An 18908-nucleotide genomic window follows, 5' to 3' on the forward strand; every position below is an offset into this window, starting at 1 on the left:
CACCCGGCCTATCGTTTGCCCGTCTTCATCCTGATCGTCTGCAGCAAGATCGCAGCACCCTGCTCCCCTGGCGGGATGTCCGTCTGTAGCCTTTTCTGCACCAGCTCAAACCCCTCCAGCATGGCGCAACGCTGAATGGTATCGGACGACAATCTCTCCGCCCAGCGCAACATCGAGCCTGAACGGACCACTTCATTGAAGTATTCCGGTACCAAGGCGTAGTCTGCGATCAGATTGGGGAGCGCGCCGGTCCACGTCTTCACCCGCTTGCTGAGCATCGTGAAAATCCAGTCGGTCTTATAAACAGAAACCACCGGAACATGGCAAAGCGCGAGTTCCAGGATGACTGTGCCGGAAGCCGCGATCGCCGCATCCGCCTCGGCAAAACAACGCCACTTGAACGCCGTGTCGGTGCCAATCTCCGGTCGGATCGCCTCAAGCCAGGAGGCGGCAAGTTCCCTTATTCGCTGCTCCTGTCGCGGAACAGTCGGCAGCACGAACCGCGTCGGCCCGTTCCTCTCCACGAATGCACTTGCAGCCTGCTGGAACGGCTCCATCAAACGCGTGGTTTCTGTCGAGCGCGAGCCCGGCAGAAGAAGGATTGTCCGTGTGTCACCGGCAGCTGGCACGGGACGCAAAGCACGTTGTGCGCGCACCGCCAGAACGTCCGGATCGACACTGAGGCGGTGTCCGACAAATGTTGTTGCTGGACCGCCAAGGCGCTGCATGGCCTCCGGTTCGAAAGGCAACAGTGCCAGCACATGATCGACATAGGAAAGCATCGCCGTCGCACGGTACTCTTTCCAGGCCCAGACGCTGGGGCAAACGTAGTTCACCACCGGCAGGTCTGGCAGCGCCTTTCGCACGCGCTTTGCAACACGGTGGGTGAAATCGGGACTGTCGATGATCAGAAGTGCATCCGGCTTGTAGGCGATAATGGCATTCGCCGTTTCCTTGATGCGGGAAATCAGTTGCGGCAGTTTCTTCAGAACCTGGGTGAAGCCCATGATCGACAATTCGGAGTAGTCGAACAGAGAGTTCAGGCCCTCAGCCGTCAGTTGTTCACCGCCAATACCAAAGAGCTCCACCTGCCCCGGATATTGTGTCTTCAGCGCGCGAACAAGGTCGGCGCCCAAGAGATCGCCGGAGACTTCGCCTGCCACCACCGCAAGTTTCAGCACGCCTTCCGTCACATCATGTCTCCCTCAAGCGCGGTGTCGATGCCGCAAACGAACAGGCCTGCCGCATCGGCAGCTCTCAACATCGCGTCACGATCGAGAACAAACGCCCTGCCCGCCTCAATGGCTATTCCGGCAAGACCGGCCTTCGCCGCGTTCTCGACGGTGGAAGGGCCTATGGTGGGAAGATCGGCGCGAATATCCTGTTGCGGTTTGCAGAGCTTGACGAGAACGCCCCTGCGGCGCTGCGAGATGCGTCCGGCAGCACGAAGTGCGGCGACCCGCTCCAGCATGCCATCAGTCCCCTCAACGCCTTCCAGGGCAACGATGCGTCCACCAACGGAAACTGCACCCTGCCCGACATCCAGCACGCCGAGCGCCAACGCCGCTTGAGCCGCTTTTGCGATGTCTCTACGATCCTCGTCACTGGGCTTGATCTTGCCGAGCGGGCCGGTGGTTGCAAGAAGTCCAGGCGCAATCTCATGCGCGCCGATGACGCGAGCGCCCTGCGCTTCGATCAGGCCAATCACCATTTGCAGTACGGTGTCGTCACCGCCCGACAAAAGCGTGCGGATGATCGACAGCATTTTGGCGATCATCTTCAGGTTCGGGCGGATTTCCCGCCATTCGGGACGGCGTGCCACGCCGCCGGAAAGAACCACGCGGTCGATGCCATGCGTGCTTAGAAGCAGGCCCAGGCCTTTGACATCGCCAACACTGATCGAGGCATTTTCGAACTCTGACCAGTCGAGATCGGCTTCGTTCTTCAGGCGGATGATCAGCGGGTCCTCTCCCGCCGATCGTGCGGCAAGCGCCACATAAAGGGGAAGAGAACCACTGCCGGCGATGATCGCCAGACGCTGGTCGCCCATCGCCACCGCGTTACTTGCCGCGGTTCGGCGAAGAGATCGCCCGGTCATTGGCGGCCGCGATGAAATCGATGATCTCAAGCGCTTGTGGGCAATCCAGATACTCCTCACGAATGGCAGCCGCATTGGCGCGCACATTGCCTTCGCTCTCGAAGATCTGCTTGTAGGCCCGGCGAACGGTGTGGATATCGGCCCGCTCGATGCCCGCACGCGTCATGCCGACTACGTTAAGCCCACTCAAGATGCCGGGATTGCCATTCAGCATTCCATAGGGAATGACATCGTAGCTGACAGCCGAAAGGCCGCCGATGAAGGCCTGGCGACCGATGCGGGTGAACTGGTGCACCGCGCAGCCGCCGCCGAGAATAGCCTTGTCCTCGATACGCACATGGCCGGCAAGCATCACATTGTTCGACAGGATGATCTCGCTGCCAAGAATGCAATCATGCGCCACATGCGAATTGGCGAGAAAGAGGTTGTCATCGCCAACAACCGTTCTGCCGCCGCCATCCGAGCTGCCCGTATTGATCGTCACGCCTTCACGGATCGTGCAGCGCGCGCCGATATCGAGTGTCGTTTCGGAACCGTCGTGACGGATCGCCTGCGGCTGACCACCGATGACGGCCATGGGGTGGATGACGGTTCCCTCACCCACCACAGTGCGACCGGTCACCACTGCATGGTTCAACAGCTTGACGCCATCGCGCAAACTCACCTTCGCGCCGACATGAGCGAACGCGCCGATCTCGACATTCTCGCCGATAATCGCGCCATCCTCCACGACGGCCATGGGATGGATCTTGGCTGAGGCCGCAACCGCGCTCATTGCTGATCCTCTGGGATCATCATCGCGCCGACATCCGCCTCGGCAACGAGAGAGCCATCGACCTTGGCCTCGCAGTGGAACTTCCAGACATTGCCGCGCTGACGCTGCTTGACGACGTGGATTTCCAGTCGGTCACCAGGCACGACAGGCTTGCGGAAGCGCGCATTGTCGATCGTCATGAAATAGACGAGATATCCACCGCCATCCTTGTTGCGAGCGCAGATCGCACCTGCCGTCTGCGCCATCGCCTCTACGATCAAAACGCCAGGCATGATCGGACGGTCAGGAAAATGACCGGTGAAATGCGGCTCGTTGACCGTCACATTCTTGATGCCGATCGCAGAATTATCGCCGTCAATGTCGATGATCTTGTCGATCAGCAAAAAGGGATAACGATGCGGCAGCAGCTTCATCACCTCAAGGATGTCAGCCGCGCCAAGCGTCGTTTTCGTCTCTTCAGACATTCTTGTCTCCTGTTTTCCTATCGCGTTCTTCTGCGCGGGCGAGAATATCGGCCATATCACGCAGGAAATGTTTTATCGGGCGCGCCGGCGTTCCACCGACCTTTGCGCCTGCCGGCACGTCTGACACCACGCCGCTCATGGCCGCGATCTGTGCACCGTCACCAATGGTGATATGGCCGTTGATCCCAGCCGCGCCGCCAATCATCACGCCGTCGCCAATGCGCGTGCTTCCGGCGATGCCGACCTTGCTGACGATACCGCAATGACGACCGATGCGAACATTATGGCCGATCTGGACCTGGTTATCGATCTTCGTGCCTTCACCGATCACCGTATCATCCATCGTACCGCGATCGACCGTGGTATTCGCGCCGATCTCGACGTGGTCTTGAATGATCACACGACCGATCTGCACGATCTTGATCATGCCGCGCGGTCCAGGAGCATAGCCGAAACCATCCTGGCCGATACGCACGCCGTTGTGGATAATGACGCCATTTCCGATAAGAGCCGAGAGAACGCTCGCGCCGCCGGCAATCGTACAGTCACGCCCGATCTGAACCTCAGCGCCAATGATAGCGCCGGGGCCGATCCGCGTGCCGGAACCGATGTGAACATTCGCTCCGATAACGGCGAATGGCTCAACGATGACGCCGGATTCGAGCTTTGCGGTGGGATCGACATGCGCCGAAGTCGATACCCCCGTCTCTTCAGGCGTGACGGCGGAAGGCCGCATGGCTGAAGGGTGCAGAAGCTCACCGGCCTGCGCAAAGATCGTGTGCGGGTTCTTGCAGATGAGAGCAGGAATATGATCAGGCACGATGCTTTTCAGCGACTCGTCACAGATAACGGCGGCCGCATCGCATGTCAGCAACTCATCCCGGTTCTTGCGAGACAGGATATAGCAGAGCTGGTCCTGCTTGGCGCGCGACACGGGCGCAATCGACCTCACGAGTCGATCGCCAAAGGCCTCATCAGACAGTTCCGCCCCAAGACGGACCGCGATTTCTTTCAATCGCAGGCCTTCGTGGGGCGGAAAAAAAGCATTGTAGTCCATCAAACGGATACTCCAGAACATTCAAACTCGCAGTTCTGGACTGCCGATATCAGAAAGTGTTGGACATGCCAAACCGGAAACGCTGTTCCTCGTCGTAGCTTTCCTTGGCAATCGGAACAGCGTAGTCGACGCGCAGCGGACCGAACGGAGACGCCCACATGATGCCGATACCGGCAGATGCACGGATCGAGCTATCGTCCTGAACGCCAGCCGAATTCGCAACCTTGTTGCCATAGAGCGTGCCGGCATCGACGAAGCCAGCAAGACGCAGGCCGACGTCTTCCGGAACGAGCGGCATAGGTGCGGTGACTTCAGCCGAAGCCGCAAAGTAAGTCGTGCCGCCGATCGCGTCGGAGCCGATGCGCGGACCGATACCATCGTTCTTGAAGCCACGGATCACACGGCCACCGATCTTGAACTGATCGAAGACGTAGAGATTGTCACCGGTTGGAACGACGTAACCGGCCTGGCCTGTCAGCGAGCCGATGATGTCATATTCATCCGACAGCGAATGGTAGTAACGAACCTTACCGTAAATCTTGTAGTATTCGGAATCGCCGCCGAGACCTGCAAACTCGTTGGTCAATGCAGCCTGCCAGCCTTCGCGTGGCATGTTGCGGTCGTCCAGCGTGTTGTAGTTCAGCGTGTTCGAAATAATCGACTGACTCCAATCACCACCTGCAATCAGGTCACGATAAGGAGCGGCAAGATTTGCTGGATTGTTCCAGTCGCCCTTACCGTCGTAGCTGAACTGCTTATAGGTGTACTTGAACGTCGTACCGAGGTTTTCCGTAATCGGCGCGGTCACGCGGAGCGAGAAACCCTGTTCGTCGTAATTGTAGAACTCTTCCTTGCTGCTCTGGCTCTTGAAGATGTCAAAACCAGCCGCAAGACGATAGCCGAGGAAGTATGGCTCGGTGAAGGACAGCGTGTAGCTGCGCGCATCATCCTGACCCGCACCAGCAGCAACGCGGATGTACTGACCGCGACCGAGGAAGTTCTTTTCTTCGATCGAGGCTTCCAGCAGCGCGCCGTCGTTCTGCGAGTAACCCGCACCGATACCGAAGGAGCCTGTCGGCTGATCTTCGACATCCACAACGATCACGACGCGGTCAGGAGCGCTGCCCTGCGAGGTGCTGATATTGACCTTGGAGAAGTATCCAAGCGCTTCGAGACGACGCTTAGCAGCGCTGATCACCGTTTGGTTGAACGCGTCGCCTTCGCTGATGTCGAACTCGCGACGAATGACGTAGTCACGTGTGCGCGTGTTGCCACGGATTTCGATGCGTTCGACGTAAGCGCGCTCGCCCTGATCGACGATGTAGGTCAAGCCAATCGTGTTGCCAGCCAGGTCGCGGTCACCGCGCGGCGTCACACGGGCAAAAGGATAGCCTTCCGCCGCAACGCGCTTGGAAATCGCTTCCATGCTCTGCTGCACTTCCTTGGCGCTGTAGTAAGAGCCGGACTTCGTGTAGACAAGGCCCTGGAGCTGCGAACCATCAATGCCAGGCACCGTGGATTCAACGGCCACATTGCCGAAGTCGTAACGCTGGCCTTCGTCCACCGTAATGGTGACAGTGTACTCGTTGGTCGCCTCGTCGAGGACGGCATTCGAGGACACGACGCGGAAATCGGCGTAGCCACGGTTGTAGTAGAACTGGCGCAGCGATTCTTCGTCGGCGCGCAGCTTGTCTTCATTGTAGACGTCCTTGCGTGTCAGGAACGACAGCATGTTGGACTTCTTGGTGTTGATGACGGCAGCCAGACGCCCATCGCTATAGGCATTGTTGCCGACGAAGTCGATGCGCGCGATCTTGGTACGCTCACCTTCATTGATCTGGAAAGCAAGGTTGACGCGACCCTGACCAACCGGCACGACCTGGGTCGTAACCTGCACGTCGCTGCGGCCGATATTCGCGTAGGCTTCCTTGATGCGAGCGATATCCGCCGTCACGATCGTCTGATCATATGGACCAAGAGACTGCGTCTGGACGACAGCCTGAAGCTTGTCGTCCTTGATCTTGCGGTTGCCGTTGAAGACCACCTGGTTGACGAGGTTGTTCTCGCTCACCGTCACCACGAGGGCATTGCCTGCCACGCGCATGCTGACGTTGGAGAAATAGCCCGTTGCGTAAAGACGCTTTACCGATTCATCGATATCGGAATTGGAAAAATTGCGACCGGGAGCGATCGTAATGTTGGAACGAACAGCATCCGCACCGGAGCGTTCAGCACCGCGAACATCGATTCTGCTGACGACAGCTGCATTGGCAACACCGGCAGAAGCAAGCACCCCCAAAGCTGCAATCGAAGAAACACCAGCAGACAGCGCAACCGCCGATACCGCGTTCAAAAACTTTGAACCAGCCTTCATTTCAAATCTTACCTTTTCCCGTTGTCCCTCAGCGGGCGGAACCCGACTCCGGCCATCTGCGTCGTTTTACCTGCTTTTCCTCTACAAGCAAGCCCGACCGTTAATTTCTGTTTACTTCGCAAGCCACCGTGGCCCAATCGCCACTTTGGCTTCAAAACAAGGTAAACACCCTCTTAAAAAAACAGCTCGAAACGCCCCTTTAGCCGATCAAGCTGCTGATATCGTTCCAAGTCGCAAAAACCATCAGACTGAAAATCATGGCCAGACCGATGCGGAATGCAACCTCTTGCGCGCCCGACCCGACCGGTCTGCCGCGCACCGCCTCTATCGCATAAAACACCAGATGGCCGCCGTCCAGAATGGGAACGGGCATGAGGTTCAGTAGTCCAATGGAAATTGAAAGAACAGCGGCAAGCTGGATCAGCGCACCGACGCCAAGTGTCGCCACCTGTCCAGATGCCTGCGCCACACGCACCGGTCCGCCCAGCTGATCGGCATTCATCCGTCCCGTGACGAGGTTGCCGATATAGTTGAAGGTGCCCGTAATGACATGGCCGGTTTCTCGCACACCCTCAACCAGCGCCTCCACCGGCGTGTAGCTCACATGGCGGAAATTGCCGCGCGTCTGGTCGGTGGTGATGCCGATGATTCCAAGCTCGATCTTGTTGCCGAACTGGTCCGTCGTTTCCGTGCGTGTCGGCACCATGGGCAGCGACAGATCGCGGCCATCTCTCTCCACGGTAACATTGATTTGTGTGCCCGGACGGATGGAGACATAGCGACGGACGTCCTCAAACGTCTGCACCTTTTCCCCGTCGATCGCGATCAGCCGGTCACCCGGCAGAATACCAGCAGTCTGGGCAGCGCTGTCAGGACGCACCTCAGACACGACAGGATCGGAAATCATCCGGCCATAGATCGTGAAGAGCACCGTGAAGATCAGGATCGCGAGAATGAAGTTGGCAATGGGGCCTGCAGCGACGGTCGCCGCCCGTTTCCAGAGCTTGGCACCAGCGAGCGTGTGCGACCTCTCTTCCAGCGTCAGCCCGGAAAGGCCATCGCTGTCGGGCTTGCTGGAGACATCCTCATCGCCGAAGAATTTGACGTAGCCGCCAAGTGGCACGGCCGAGATCTTCCAGCGCGTCCCACGTTTGTCGGTAAAACCGATTAGTTCCGGGCCGAAGCCGACGGAAAATGCAGTGGAGCGAATGCCACACCAGCGCCCGACGAGGTAGTGCCCCATCTCATGGACGAAGACGAGCAGCGAAATCACGAGGATAAATGGCACCATATAACCGGTCAGAAAATTAACCGCAGCCATCACAGTGTCCATATTATTCCCGATTCCCTATGTCGCGTCTCTCGTCATCTATCTGCTCAGATCAGAAGCCGAGCAAGATACCATCGCCTGATCCTGGCACATCGCCGGTTACTGCCGCGTGAACCACTGCAATCAGGAATACGGTAAAGCAGGCGAAAACAAGACCGTCAACCCGGTCCATGAACCCGCCATGGCCTGGGATAAGATTACTGGAATCCTTCACTCCGAACCTGCGCTTGATGAAGGATTCGAACAGGTCGCCGATCTGGCTGAAAATGGAGAGCGCCAGCGCCAGCAACAATACCGTCAGCGAGATGCTTCCATGATAGGCAAGAGTAACGGCGCCACCCGCTACCAGGCCGAAAAACGTACCCCCGGCAGCGCCGGACCACGTCTTGCCTGGCGAGATCGAAGGCGCAAGCTTTGGACCGCCGATCGCGCGGCCGACGAAATAAGCCAGAATGTCCGTCGCCCAGACGATCGCGAAGACAAAGAGCATGGCCACAAGGCCGGTTGATTCTTCGCCGCGAATGGCCGCAAGCGAAATGCCGCTCAGCGCCGAATAGACGATCCCGCCAACGAGCCACCGGTTTGGACCGCGAAGAATCGGAAACAGCGCTGCGGTGATGGCAAAACCGGAAAGCAGCGGGAGATCGAGAGAGCTCTCACCAAAGATCGTGTTGCCGCTCATGACGGCAACTGAGAACCAGCCCCAGGCATAACCCGTCGGATTGGTGTCAGAGAGCTTTGTGATCGTGCTCCACTCATAATAAATGAGGAGCGACAGAAGGCCGGCGATGGCGCGGAACATGATCCCGCCATACCAGGTCGCGGTCAGAATGACTGCGGCCATCACGATGCCCGAAATGATCCGCAGCTTTAATTCGCGGCTCATCAGGCGCCTGCCATCGCAACTTGAGTGGACAGGCCACCAAAGCGACGATCTCTCGTCATATACTGATCGATCGCAGCCACAAGCGTCTGACGATTGAAATCAGGCCAGTAGTCGGGAATGAACAGGAATTCGGAATAGGCCGCTTGCCACAACAGGAAGTTCGACAAACGCTCCTCACCGCTTGTGCGGATAATGAGGTCAGGATCAGGAATGCCCGCCGTGTCCAGACGCGCGGAAATCGCGTCTGGCGTGATCGCAGAGGCATCGATCCGACCTTCGGCGACATCGCGGGCCAGCGACGCCGCTGCGCGCGCAATTTCATCCCGCGCACCGTAGTTGAACGCTATGATGAGTGTGAGCGCGGTGTTGTCGCGTGTGGTCTGCTCTGCCTCTTCCAGCAGAGCGCGGATATCATCCTTGAGCCCGACCCTGTCGCCAATCACGCGAACGCGCACATTCTCCTTGTGAAGCTCTGCTAGGTCGCGGCGAATGAATGCCTTGAGGAGACCGAGAAGATCTGAAACCTCCGATTGAGGCCGGCGCCAGTTTTCCGAAGAAAACGCAAAGAGTGTCAGATATTTCAAGCCGCATTCGCCCGCAGTTCGAACGGTCTCACGCACGGCCTCCACGCCCCGCCGATGGCCCATGATGCGCGGCAAGCCGCGCTGCTTGGCCCAGCGACCGTTACCATCCATGATGATGGCGACATGTTCAGGCAACAGGGAAGGTGCGGTTTCCGACATCTCAATCCATTCAGGCAGTGCGGAGTTCAACAAGCTAAATCAATGCGAGGCTTGGCGATACGCCAATTATACCTGCATGATTTCCTTTTCTTTCTCAGCGAGCAAGCGATCAATTTCAGAAATCGTGTCATCCGTCATCTTCTGAACTTTATCAGACTTGCCACGGCTTTCGTCCTGGCCGATGTCACCGTCCTTTTCGGCCTTTTTTAGACCTTCCATGCCGTCACGACGAACATGGCGAATGGCAACCTTGGACTTTTCGGCATAATCGTGAGCAACCTTGACGAGCGACTTTCGGCGCTCTTCGTTGAGCTCAGGCAGTGGAATACGCAGGTTCTGGCCATCCACGATCGGGTTGAGACCGAGATTGGACTCGCGAATAGCGCGGTCCACAGCGCCCACCATGGATTTGTCCCAGATGTTCACACCAAGCATGCGCGGCTCGGGAACGGTGATGTTGGCAACCTGCGAAAGCGGCACGCGAGAACCGTAGGCGTCGACCGTGACGGGATCGAGAATGTTGGCAGAGGCGCGTCCGGTCCGCAGCGATGCAATGTCGCTCTTGAACGCGTTGATGGCACCGTCCATGCGGCGCTTGATGTCATTGAGGTCAACACCACTCATCTTGATACTCCATTTCGTTCTGGCCTTGGCGGCCCATTATCTTGACCGACGCCTTTAGAGCCGCCGGTGATTATGCGTCGTGCACGATGGTCTTGAGACCGCCACCCGTCAATATTTGGGCGAATCCGCCCTTCTCATGGATCGAGAACACAATGATCGGAATGTGGTTTTCGCGCGCAAGCGCAACCGCTGCCACATCCATCACGGCAAGCCCCTTGGCTAGCACTTCGGAATGCGTCAATTCGTCGAAGCGGGTTGCGGTCGGATCCTTCTTCGGATCGGCCGAATAGATGCCATCGACCTGCGTTCCCTTGAAGATGGCTTCCGCACCCATTTCGGCGGCGCGAAGGGCTGCGGCGGAATCGGTGGTGAAGAACGGGTTGCCGGTACCACCAGCGAAGATCACCACCCTGCCCTGCGACAAATGATGGATGGCAGCGCGCTGCGAGAAGCTCTCACAGATTTCCGGCATGGCGATGGCAGAGAGAACAACCGTATCGATCTCCAGCTTGCGCAGAGAGGTTGCAAGCGCCAGCGCATTGATGACGGTCGCCAGCATGCCCATGTGGTCGCCGGTCACGCGGTCGCCACCCTTGGAAGCAACGGCCACGCCGCGGAAGATATTCCCGCCGCCGACAACGACACCAACTTCGACGCCCATGGCCCGCGCTTCGGCAATATCGGAGGCGATACGGTCAGCGACGGCCACATCGATGCCGAACCCCTGATCGCCCATAAGGGCTTCGCCGGACGCCTTGAGCAGAACACGTTTATAGAGCGGCTTGGAAGACATCATGACTCCTTTAAGCAGGTCGCGCAAAGATCCGGGATCGGCTTTGCAGCAATGGCAGGCGAAACATAAAAAGTCCGGAGCTGCAAGAACATCTGCAAACTTTTTCCGGGCAATGCGAATTGTAACCGGAACGCGGATACACGAAGGGCACCGCGTTGTCACGCGATGCCCCGGAGTTTTCCAATATTTGGGTAAAGGGATCAGCCCTTTGCGACAGCTGCAACTTCCGCAGCGAAATCGCTTTCTTCCTTCTCGATGCCTTCGCCGAGAAGCAGGCGAGCCATGCCGACAACTTCGATCTTGGCGCCGGCTTCCTTTTCAGCTTCCTTGATAGCAGCCTCAACCGTCAGGTCGGGGTTGATAACGAAAGCCTGGGACAGAAGAGCAACTTCTTCAAAGAACTTGCGCATGCGGCCATCAACCATCTTTTCGATGATGGCTTCCGGCTTGCCGGATTCGCGAGCCTGTTCGATGAAGACGTTGCGTTCGCGTTCTGCAACAGCAGCGTCGACTTCTTCGGCACGGATAGCAAGCGGGTTGGTCGCAGCAACGTGCATGGCAACCTGGCGGCCGATCGAGGTCAGAACGGCCTTGTCGCCTACGGACTTCAGGGCAACCAGAACGCCGAGCTTGCCGATGCCGTCGCCAGCTGCGTTGTGGACGTAGGTCGCAACAACGCCGTGCTCGACTTCGAGGAGAGCTGCGCGACGCAGAGCCATGTTTTCACCGATCGTAGCGATCGCGTCCTTGATGGTGTCGGCAACCGACTTGCCTGTTGCCGGATAGGTGGCAGCAGCGATCGCGTCGACAGAACCATTAGTCGTCAGCGCAACGGAAGCAACGCCACGGACGATGTCCTGGAAGGCGTCGTTACGGGCAACGAAGTCGGTCTCCGAGTTGATTTCGACGACGACAGCCTTGTGGCCGGCAGACGCGATACCGATGAGACCTTCAGCAGCGGTACGGCCCGACTTCTTGTCAGCCTTGGCGATACCCTTGGCGCGCAGCCAGTCGATTGCCGCTTCCATGTCGCCGTTGGTTTCAGCCAGCGCCTTTTTGCAATCCATCATGCCTGCGCCAGACTTTTCGCGCAGTTCCTTTACCATTGCGGCGGTGATTTCGCTCATTGTGTGCCTCTTGTCGGTTCGGTCGGTCACGGCAGTCTTGCCAGGCCGAAATCGGATTGTGGGAACGAATGTACCCGGAACTGTGACAGGCTGATGAAACAGCCGCCACGAAACTTGAGAAACCAGCCGCTGTTCCCTTTGGCGCCGATCGCTGGATCGACGGGGTGCTGCGGCTTGAAACGAACAAGGCCGTCGAACGTGTAGTCCAGAACGGCCTTGTCTTATCCTGATGGAAAAGGCGGCGCGATCGCGCCGCCAAAAGGCCAATATCAGGCGTTGGCTTCGTCTTCGAGAGCAGGCTCTACCGGAGCTTCTTCGGAAGCGCCGAGGTCACGGCCGGAAGCGCCCTGCTGACGTGCGATACCGTCGATGGCAGCGCGGGCAATCAGATCGCAGTAAAGCGAAATGGCGCGCGAAGCGTCGTCGTTACCCGGGATCGGGAAATCGATGTGGTCCGGATCGCAGTTGGAGTCGATGATGGCGACAACCGGAATGCCAAGACGCTTGGCTTCTTCGATCGCGATCTTTTCCTTGTTGGTGTCGATGATGAACATCAGGTCCGGAACGCCACCCATATCGCGGATACCGCCGAGAGCCTTTTCAAGCTTCTCGCGTTCGCGCTCAAGGTTCAGACGCTCCTTCTTGGAGTAGCCGGAAGCATCCGAGTTCAGGATTTCGTCAACCTTGCGAAGACGCTGGATCGAGTTCGAAATCGTCTTCCAGTTGGTCATCATGCCGCCGAGCCAACGCGAGTTGACGTAGTACTGAGCGGAGCGCTTTGCGCTGTCTGCGATGATTTCGGAAGCCTGACGCTTCGTGCCAACGAACAGAACGCGGCCACCACGAGCAACGGTGTCGGAAACGACCTGAAGCGCGCGCGACAGCATCGGAACGGTCTGAGCCAGGTCGATGATGTGGATATTGTTACGATCGCCGAAAATGTACGGCTTCATCTTCGGGTTCCAGCGATGTGTCTGGTGGCCGAAGTGAACACCAGCTTCCAGAAGCTGGCGCATAGAAAAATCGGGCAATGCCATGCCTTGTTACTCCTTTTCCGGTTGAACCCCCGCGAAGCGAACAGCACCGTTTGACCGGTACCACCGGGCGGAATGAACCGGATTTCTCCCGGAACACCCCAAGCTTCGCGTGTGGAATGGTGTGCCGCATACAGCGGCCTTCGCCAAATTGCAAGCATGCGGCGTCAAAAAACGCCAGTATCGTCACATTTCAGCGTACAGGCGGCGCTTCACACGTCTCAGGCGTGAGAACATCGAGCTTGGCCAGCTTGCCTGTCAGAACGAAGTCACCGTAATCCATCGTCAGATCTCGGGTGATTCCGTTCTCGTAAAGCTTGAACGACATGCGATAGATCGGCAGCGAATCCGTCCCGGTCTTGTCGTTGTAATAGGCGATGGTCACCGGCCAGAATGGCGCCTTGGCGAAATCGCCGGCAACACTCGCTTCGGCGTCGCCATCCTTCGGTGCCTGCTGCTTGCCGACCAGCGTCGATGTGATCAGGCTCTCATCGCCGTCATCCGAGCCGTCGAAGACGCGCGACTCAAAGATACGCTTGCCGAGCTTGGCGTTCTCGATGACCTGATACATATGCTCGGTCGGAAATTCGCCAGGAACGAGATCGATTTCGCGCGAGTCCGGCTTGGTCAGATCCACCTTCATCTTGCCATCGACGTCTGCGGCCGAGCCGATGACTTCCTTGTCGAGCTTGTCGTCGGTAAAGGATTTGGTCTCGAAGGTGAATTTCTTCGAGACGGCATCTTCGAATGTCGTGGTCTGCTGGTCGGTCATCCGCACCGCATCGCCGGTATTGATCTGGGTGACGAAGCGGAAATCGGTCTTGTAACCCTTGCAGGACGAGCCGGTGAATTCATAGACCATGCGTCCGGTCATGCCTTCGATGCCGGAGCGATCCGACGCATCCTTGAGTTCGAGATCGTAGACGGCGCGGTGGGAGATCAGATTGGGAACGCTGGCAGGCACGGCACTTGCGATGCACGGCATGAGGCCCACGCCAGCGGCAAGAACGAGAGCGAGGTTCCTGACGATCATTCAATAACTCCTGTTGGACTCATCGCTCATACTGTACAAGCAACCGTCCGGCTTTTCGACATCATGACCTGAATGCCGGATTTTTGAAAGATTTACAACCAAAGCGGAAACGGAAAAATGTCAGACGCCATCGAAGCTCGCCTCAAGGAACTCGGATACACTCTTCCCGCCGCAGCAGCCCCTGCTGCCAACTATGTTCCCTTCACGATCAGCGGCAATCTGCTTTATATTTCCGGACAACTGCCGATGGAATCCGGCAAGATTGCGGTGACGGGCCATGTCGGTCGCGATGTCGATGTCGCAACCGCGCAAAAGGCGGCCGAGCTTTGCGCCGTCAACATTCTGGCGCAGGTCAAGGCAGCCTTGAACGGCGATCTCTCCAAGGTGCGCCGCGTGCTAAAGCTCAACGGCTTCGTCGCCTCCGTCCCGGAATTCACCGAGCAGCACCTCGTCATCAACGGTGCATCGAACCTCATTGCCAATGTCCTGGGTGATGCCGGAAAGCATGCACGTGCCGCCGTCGGCATGGCGTCGCTTCCGTTCAACGCCGCCGTCGAAATCGATGCCATCGTGGAAATCGACGCATGACATTGAAACTATCCTGGCTGACGGCCCAACCCGTCGCCCATCGTGGCTATCACGATCTCAACAAGGTGGTTTGGGAAAACACGCTCTCGGCTTTTACCCGCGCCATCGAAGCCGGCTACGCCATCGAATGCGATGTGCAGCTGGCGGCCGATAGCGTTCCCGTGGTCTTTCACGACGACGAGATGACCCGCCTCACCGGCATCAAAGGCGATGTGCGTGAGCGCACATCTGCCGAACTTGGGATGCTGTCGATCGGGCAGACCAGGGATCGCGTTCCCACACTGAAGCAACTGTTGAAGCTTTGCGCCGGTAAGGTGCCGCTCGTTATCGAGCTCAAGGGTCGTGAGGGCGAAGGCGTCGATGACGGCTTTGCCGAAGCGGTTCTGGAAGAGCTAGAGGGCTATCAGGGTCATGTGGCACTGATGAGCTTCGATCATCATCTCCTAAAGGATTTGAAGGCGGCACGCTCTCCCTGGCCGTTGGGTCTGACCGCAGAAGGCGCCAATCCGGAAGATTTCTTCAAGCATGATGAAGCGATGCAGATCGGGCTCGATTTCATCTCCTACTTCTGGGGTCACCTGCCCAACAGCTTCATCGAAGCGCAGAGAAAACTTGGCTTCCCGGTGATTACCTGGACCGTGCGGGATGAAAATGCCTTGGAGAAGTCCTATACATATGCTGACCAGATAACGTTCGAGGGGTTTGTCCCCAACAGCAAGGACCAGTCAGCCACCGCATGAGCGACGAATACACCATTCGCGTTGCACAGTCCTTCAAGGACATCGCTCCGGAAAGCTGGAACAGCCTTTCCGGAGCATCCAGGCTACCGTCGGCCACGCCGTACAATCCCTTCATTTCGCACGCCTTTCTGTCCGCGCTGGAAGAATCCGGATCGGCCACGGCAAAGACCGGCTGGCTCGGCCAGCATCTCTTGCTGGAGCGCAGCGACGGGAGATTGATGGGGGCGGTTCCCGGCTACCTCAAGAACCACAGCCGCGGCGAATATGTCTTCGACCAGGGATGGGCAGACGCGTTCGAACGCGCAGGCGGCCGCTATTATCCCAAGCTCCAATGCTCGGTCCCATTCACGCCTGCAACCGGTCCACGCCTGTTGACGACGGGGCTGGACGTTGCAGCCTTCCAGCAGGTCCTCGCCTCAGGTCTCCAGCAGGTGACAGAGAAGCTCGGCATCTCTTCGGCACATGTGACCTTTGCAAATGAAGATGAGATCGAAGCCCTGGAGGATGAGGGTTTTCTGCATCGCACCGATCAGCAGTTTCATTTCATCAATGAAGGCTATCGTGATCACAGCGATTTCCTCGACGCGCTGTCATCGCGCAAGCGCAAGACCCTGAAGAAAGAGCGGCGCTCGGCGCTGGAAAACGGCATCGAGATCGACTGGCTGACCGGCAGCGATCTGACCGAAGATATCTGGGATCAGTTCTTCACCTTCTACATGGATACCGGCAGCCGCAAATGGGGCAAGCCTTACCTCACCCGCGCCTTCTATTCCCTGATCGGCGAGCGCATGGCAGATGACATCCTGCTGGTAATGGCCAAGCGTGAGGGTAAATATGTTGCCGGCGCCATCAACTTCATCGGCGGCGACGCATTGTACGGCCGCCACTGGGGCTGCATCGAGGACCATCCCTTTCTGCATTTCGAAGTCTGCTACCATCAGGCGATCGATTTTGCGCTTTCCAAGGGTTTGAAGCGTGTGGAAGCCGGCGCTCAGGGCGAGCATAAGCTGGCACGCGGCTATACGCCGGTGACCACCCATTCCGCCCACTACATTGCCCATCCCGGCCTTCGCCACGCCATCGCCGATTATCTGGAGCGGGAACGCAGCGAAGTCGAACAGATTAACGACTATCTTGAAGACCATAGCCCGTTTCGCAAAGGCGAACGGCAGGAAGACGACGACTAAAGTTTTGAGGGAGCAGCCCGTGACAGCCTACGATGACAACAACATCTTCGCAAAAATCCTCCGGGGTGAAATCCCCTGCGTAAAGGTCTACGAAGACGACCATACACTGGCCTTCATGGACGTGATGCCCCAGGCCCCGGGTCACCTACTGGTGATCCCGAAAACCGGCTCGCGCAACATTCTCGATGCCGATCCAGACGTGCTGACAAAGACAATCCCCGTCGTCCAGAAGCTCGCCGTCGCCGCCAAGGAAGCCTTCGATGCTGATGGCATCTACGTAGCGCAGTTCAACGAGCCAGCCGCTGGCCAGACGGTGTTCCACCTGCATTTCCACATCGTACCGCGCAAGGACGGAGAGCCATTGAAGCCGCATAGCGGCGCGATGGCGGATGTGGAGATGCTGAAGGCTCACGCAGAGAAGATCAAACAGGCGCTGTAAAACCCGCTCCCGACCCGTCGACCGTCGACCGTCGAGAACAAATACCGCATCGCTGACACAAAAAACCCGCCGAGGCCATCGGCGGGTTTTCTATTATTAGGGCCTATGGAAAGCCCCAAAAATATCACAGTTCAAATCAGCTGCGAAGAATGGAGCGGCCAGCGTAAGCAGCCTGCGGACCCAGCATCTCTTCGATACGGATCAGCTGGTTGTACTTCGCCAGACGGTCGGAGCGCGACAGCGAGCCGGTCTTGATCTGACCGCAGTTGGTGGCAACCGCGAGATCGGCAATCGTGGAGTCTTCCGTTTCACCCGAACGGTGAGACATGACCGCTGTGTAACGTGCCTTGTGGGCTGTTTCGACAGCGTCGAGCGTCTCGGTCAGAGAACCGATCTGGTTGACTTTGACGAGGATGGAGTTGGCAACGCCCATCTTGATGCCGTCACGAAGGCGCGCGGAGTTGGTAACGAAGAGGTCGTCACCGACGAGCTGTACCTTGGAGCCGATCTTGTCGGTCAGGTACTTCCAGCCTTCCCAATCGTCTTCGGCCATGCCGTCTTCGATGGAAATGATCGGATACTTGCCTGCGAGTTCTGCGAGGTAATCGGCCATGGCTTCCGGCTCGAGCGTGCGGCCTTCGCCTTCCATCTCGTATTTGCCGTTCTTGAAGAACTCGGTCGAGGCGCAGTCGAGAGCAAGAGCGACGTCGTCGCCCGGCTTGTAACCGGCCTTTTCAACCGACTTCATGATGAAGTCCAGCGCTTCCGGCGCGCTCTTCAGGCCAGGGGCAAAACCGCCTTCGTCGCCGACATTGGTGTTATGGCCCTGCGCTGCCAGTTCCTTTTTCAGAACATGGAAGATTTCCGCGCCGATGCGCACCGCGTCACGGATGCTTTCCGCGCCGACCGGCATGATCATGAATTCCTGGAAGTCGATCGGGTTGTCGGCATGTGCACCGCCATTGATGATGTTCATCATCGGAACGGGCAGCAGGTGGGCGTTCGGGCCGCCAACGTAGCGATAGAGCGGCAGGCCGGTTGTTTCGGCAGCGGCCTTGGCAACGGCGAGCGATACGCCGAGGATGGCGTTTGCGCCGAGGCGAGACTTGTTCGGCGTACCATCGAGCGCAATCAGCGTCTGGTCGATGTGGATCTGGCTTTCGGCATCGAAGCCGCCAAGCGCATCAAAGATCTCAGTGTTGACGGCCTCGACGGCCTTTTCAACACCCTTGCCGCCATAGCGCTGTCCGCCATCGCGCAGCTCGACTGCCTCGTGAGCGCCGGTGGATGCGCCCGATGGAACGGCAGCGCGACCGAAGGAGCCGTCTTCGAGGTACACGTCGACCTCGACCGTGGGGTTGCCACGGCTATCGAGGATTTCGCGTGCGATGATGTCGGTAATGGCTGTCATGGTCTCTCCCTTGGGACTGGAACAGATGAATTTCAGTCGCTTGTCTTAGAGCGCATCGGCAAAACTGTGAAGCCGTTTTCGAGCCGGACGGCGGATAAGCGATTCTGAAAAGTGTGAAAGGTCATTGCCACTTCGCTGTAGACGAAGCGTGAGAAATTACAATGACGACGCCCAGCATCAGGCGTCGCCCAACCTATAAAAATCG

19 protein-coding genes are annotated in these 18908 nt (G+C 58.0%); 4 read left to right on the forward strand and 15 right to left on the reverse strand.

Annotation, left to right across the window (positions count from 1 at the left end):
• Nucleotides 1–8 precede the first annotated feature (8 nt).
• From lpxB to PVA19_RS11465, 14 genes are all read right to left on the reverse strand, one after another.
• On the reverse strand, nucleotides 9–1193 hold the full coding sequence (lpxB, locus tag PVA19_RS11400; RefSeq protein WP_274102499.1) for a lipid-A-disaccharide synthase: 1185 nt from the start codon (nucleotides 1191–1193) through the stop codon (nucleotides 9–11).
• Nucleotides 1190–2098, reverse strand: coding sequence for an LpxI family protein (locus tag PVA19_RS11405; protein WP_274102501.1), 909 nt, complete (start codon nucleotides 2096–2098; stop codon nucleotides 1190–1192). The genes lpxB and PVA19_RS11405 overlap by 4 nt, the downstream gene beginning before the upstream one ends.
• Nucleotides 2061–2873, reverse strand: coding sequence for an acyl-ACP--UDP-N-acetylglucosamine O-acyltransferase (gene lpxA / locus PVA19_RS11410; RefSeq protein ID WP_274102502.1), 813 nt, complete (start codon nucleotides 2871–2873; stop codon nucleotides 2061–2063). The genes PVA19_RS11405 and lpxA overlap by 38 nt, the downstream gene beginning before the upstream one ends.
• Nucleotides 2870–3337: a 3-hydroxyacyl-ACP dehydratase FabZ gene (gene fabZ, locus PVA19_RS11415; protein ID WP_062427442.1), complete on the reverse strand. Its 468-nt coding sequence runs from the start codon at nucleotides 3335–3337 to the stop codon at nucleotides 2870–2872. Before fabZ ends, lpxA begins: the two co-directional genes overlap by 4 nt.
• The gene (gene lpxD / locus PVA19_RS11420; RefSeq protein WP_274102503.1) at nucleotides 3330–4394 is read right to left on the reverse strand and encodes a UDP-3-O-(3-hydroxymyristoyl)glucosamine N-acyltransferase; all 1065 of its coding nucleotides are present in this window, start codon (nucleotides 4392–4394) and stop codon (nucleotides 3330–3332) included. The genes fabZ and lpxD overlap by 8 nt, the downstream gene beginning before the upstream one ends.
• A gap of 49 nt (nucleotides 4395–4443) precedes the next feature.
• Nucleotides 4444–6768, reverse strand: a complete 2325-nt coding sequence (bamA, locus tag PVA19_RS11425; RefSeq protein ID WP_130979501.1) for an outer membrane protein assembly factor BamA — start codon at nucleotides 6766–6768, stop codon at nucleotides 4444–4446.
• 199 nt (nucleotides 6769–6967) lie between these two features.
• Nucleotides 6968–8089 carry an RIP metalloprotease RseP gene (gene rseP / locus PVA19_RS11430; RefSeq protein ID WP_162236286.1) on the reverse strand — a complete coding sequence of 374 codons (1122 nt, stop codon included), beginning with the start codon at nucleotides 8087–8089 and terminating at the stop codon, nucleotides 6968–6970.
• Between the two features lie 61 nt (nucleotides 8090–8150).
• Nucleotides 8151–8984 carry a phosphatidate cytidylyltransferase gene (locus tag PVA19_RS11435; RefSeq protein WP_274102505.1) on the reverse strand — a complete coding sequence of 278 codons (834 nt, stop codon included), beginning with the start codon at nucleotides 8982–8984 and terminating at the stop codon, nucleotides 8151–8153.
• The gene (locus PVA19_RS11440; RefSeq protein WP_062427447.1) at nucleotides 8984–9727 is read right to left on the reverse strand and encodes an isoprenyl transferase; all 744 of its coding nucleotides are present in this window, start codon (nucleotides 9725–9727) and stop codon (nucleotides 8984–8986) included. Before PVA19_RS11440 ends, PVA19_RS11435 begins: the two co-directional genes overlap by 1 nt.
• Nucleotides 9728–9793: 66 nt before the next feature.
• Nucleotides 9794–10351: a ribosome recycling factor gene (frr, locus tag PVA19_RS11445; protein WP_062427448.1), complete on the reverse strand. Its 558-nt coding sequence runs from the start codon at nucleotides 10349–10351 to the stop codon at nucleotides 9794–9796.
• Between the two features lie 70 nt (nucleotides 10352–10421).
• Nucleotides 10422–11144 carry a UMP kinase gene (gene pyrH / locus PVA19_RS11450; protein WP_274102507.1) on the reverse strand — a complete coding sequence of 241 codons (723 nt, stop codon included), beginning with the start codon at nucleotides 11142–11144 and terminating at the stop codon, nucleotides 10422–10424.
• Nucleotides 11145–11344: 200 nt separating this feature from the next.
• Entirely contained in the window at nucleotides 11345–12271 is a 927-nt protein-coding gene (gene tsf / locus PVA19_RS11455) for a translation elongation factor Ts (RefSeq protein WP_062440869.1), read from the reverse strand.
• A gap of 269 nt (nucleotides 12272–12540) precedes the next feature.
• The gene (gene rpsB / locus PVA19_RS11460; RefSeq protein ID WP_062427450.1) at nucleotides 12541–13308 is read right to left on the reverse strand and encodes a 30S ribosomal protein S2; all 768 of its coding nucleotides are present in this window, start codon (nucleotides 13306–13308) and stop codon (nucleotides 12541–12543) included.
• A 190-nt stretch (nucleotides 13309–13498) separates the two neighbouring features.
• Nucleotides 13499–14338, reverse strand: a complete 840-nt coding sequence (locus PVA19_RS11465) for a cell envelope integrity EipB family protein (protein ID WP_274102508.1) — start codon at nucleotides 14336–14338, stop codon at nucleotides 13499–13501.
• 117 nt (nucleotides 14339–14455) lie between these two features.
• Here PVA19_RS11465 and PVA19_RS11470 point away from each other — a divergent pair, with 117 nt between their 5' ends.
• From PVA19_RS11470 to PVA19_RS11485, 4 genes are read left to right on the forward strand one after another with little or no spacing between them, the layout of a single operon-like run.
• Nucleotides 14456–14926, forward strand: coding sequence for a RidA family protein (locus PVA19_RS11470; RefSeq protein ID WP_062440866.1), 471 nt, complete (start codon nucleotides 14456–14458; stop codon nucleotides 14924–14926).
• Nucleotides 14923–15666, forward strand: coding sequence for a glycerophosphodiester phosphodiesterase (locus PVA19_RS11475; protein ID WP_274102509.1), 744 nt, complete (start codon nucleotides 14923–14925; stop codon nucleotides 15664–15666). The genes PVA19_RS11470 and PVA19_RS11475 overlap by 4 nt, the downstream gene beginning before the upstream one ends.
• Entirely contained in the window at nucleotides 15663–16853 is a 1191-nt protein-coding gene (locus PVA19_RS11480) for a GNAT family N-acetyltransferase (RefSeq protein ID WP_274102510.1), read from the forward strand. Before PVA19_RS11475 ends, PVA19_RS11480 begins: the two co-directional genes overlap by 4 nt.
• 19 nt (nucleotides 16854–16872) lie before the next feature.
• Nucleotides 16873–17292, forward strand: coding sequence for an HIT family protein (locus PVA19_RS11485; RefSeq protein ID WP_062440858.1), 420 nt, complete (start codon nucleotides 16873–16875; stop codon nucleotides 17290–17292).
• Between the two features lie 136 nt (nucleotides 17293–17428).
• Here PVA19_RS11485 and eno read toward each other — a convergent pair whose 3' ends face one another.
• Nucleotides 17429–18703, reverse strand: coding sequence for a phosphopyruvate hydratase (eno, locus tag PVA19_RS11490; RefSeq protein WP_062427456.1), 1275 nt, complete (start codon nucleotides 18701–18703; stop codon nucleotides 17429–17431).
• Between the last annotated feature and the right edge of the window lie 205 nt (nucleotides 18704–18908).

The sequence above is a fragment of the Agrobacterium sp. CNPSo 3708 genome, assembly GCF_028674915.1.
Classification (GTDB): domain Bacteria; phylum Pseudomonadota; class Alphaproteobacteria; order Rhizobiales; family Rhizobiaceae; genus Agrobacterium; species Agrobacterium cavarae.

Bases quoted from the DNA above. Each gene is read 5' to 3' on its own strand.
- PVA19_RS11475 (WP_274102509.1), top strand. From the start codon at position 14,923: ATGACATTGAAACTATCCTGGCTGACGGCCCAACCCGTCGCCCATCGT.
- rseP (WP_162236286.1), bottom strand. From the start codon at position 8,089: ATGGCTGCGGTTAATTTTCTGACCGGTTATATGGTGCCATTTATCCTC.
- PVA19_RS11465 (WP_274102508.1), bottom strand. From the start codon at position 14,338: ATGATCGTCAGGAACCTCGCTCTCGTTCTTGCCGCTGGCGTGGGCCTC.
- lpxD (WP_274102503.1), bottom strand. From the start codon at position 4,394: ATGGACTACAATGCTTTTTTTCCGCCCCACGAAGGCCTGCGATTGAAA.
- rpsB (WP_062427450.1), bottom strand. From the start codon at position 13,308: ATGGCATTGCCCGATTTTTCTATGCGCCAGCTTCTGGAAGCTGGTGTT.
- eno (WP_062427456.1), bottom strand. From the start codon at position 18,703: ATGACAGCCATTACCGACATCATCGCACGCGAAATCCTCGATAGCCGT.
- lpxA (WP_274102502.1), bottom strand. From the start codon at position 2,873: ATGAGCGCGGTTGCGGCCTCAGCCAAGATCCATCCCATGGCCGTCGTG.
- PVA19_RS11440 (WP_062427447.1), bottom strand. From the start codon at position 9,727: ATGTCGGAAACCGCACCTTCCCTGTTGCCTGAACATGTCGCCATCATC.
- PVA19_RS11405 (WP_274102501.1), bottom strand. From the start codon at position 2,098: ATGACCGGGCGATCTCTTCGCCGAACCGCGGCAAGTAACGCGGTGGCG.
- PVA19_RS11470 (WP_062440866.1), top strand. From the start codon at position 14,456: ATGTCAGACGCCATCGAAGCTCGCCTCAAGGAACTCGGATACACTCTT.
- PVA19_RS11435 (WP_274102505.1), bottom strand. From the start codon at position 8,984: ATGAGCCGCGAATTAAAGCTGCGGATCATTTCGGGCATCGTGATGGCC.
- bamA (WP_130979501.1), bottom strand. From the start codon at position 6,768: ATGAAGGCTGGTTCAAAGTTTTTGAACGCGGTATCGGCGGTTGCGCTG.
- pyrH (WP_274102507.1), bottom strand. From the start codon at position 11,144: ATGTCTTCCAAGCCGCTCTATAAACGTGTTCTGCTCAAGGCGTCCGGC.
- frr (WP_062427448.1), bottom strand. From the start codon at position 10,351: ATGAGTGGTGTTGACCTCAATGACATCAAGCGCCGCATGGACGGTGCC.
- PVA19_RS11480 (WP_274102510.1), top strand. From the start codon at position 15,663: ATGAGCGACGAATACACCATTCGCGTTGCACAGTCCTTCAAGGACATC.
- fabZ (WP_062427442.1), bottom strand. From the start codon at position 3,337: ATGTCTGAAGAGACGAAAACGACGCTTGGCGCGGCTGACATCCTTGAG.
- tsf (WP_062440869.1), bottom strand. From the start codon at position 12,271: ATGAGCGAAATCACCGCCGCAATGGTAAAGGAACTGCGCGAAAAGTCT.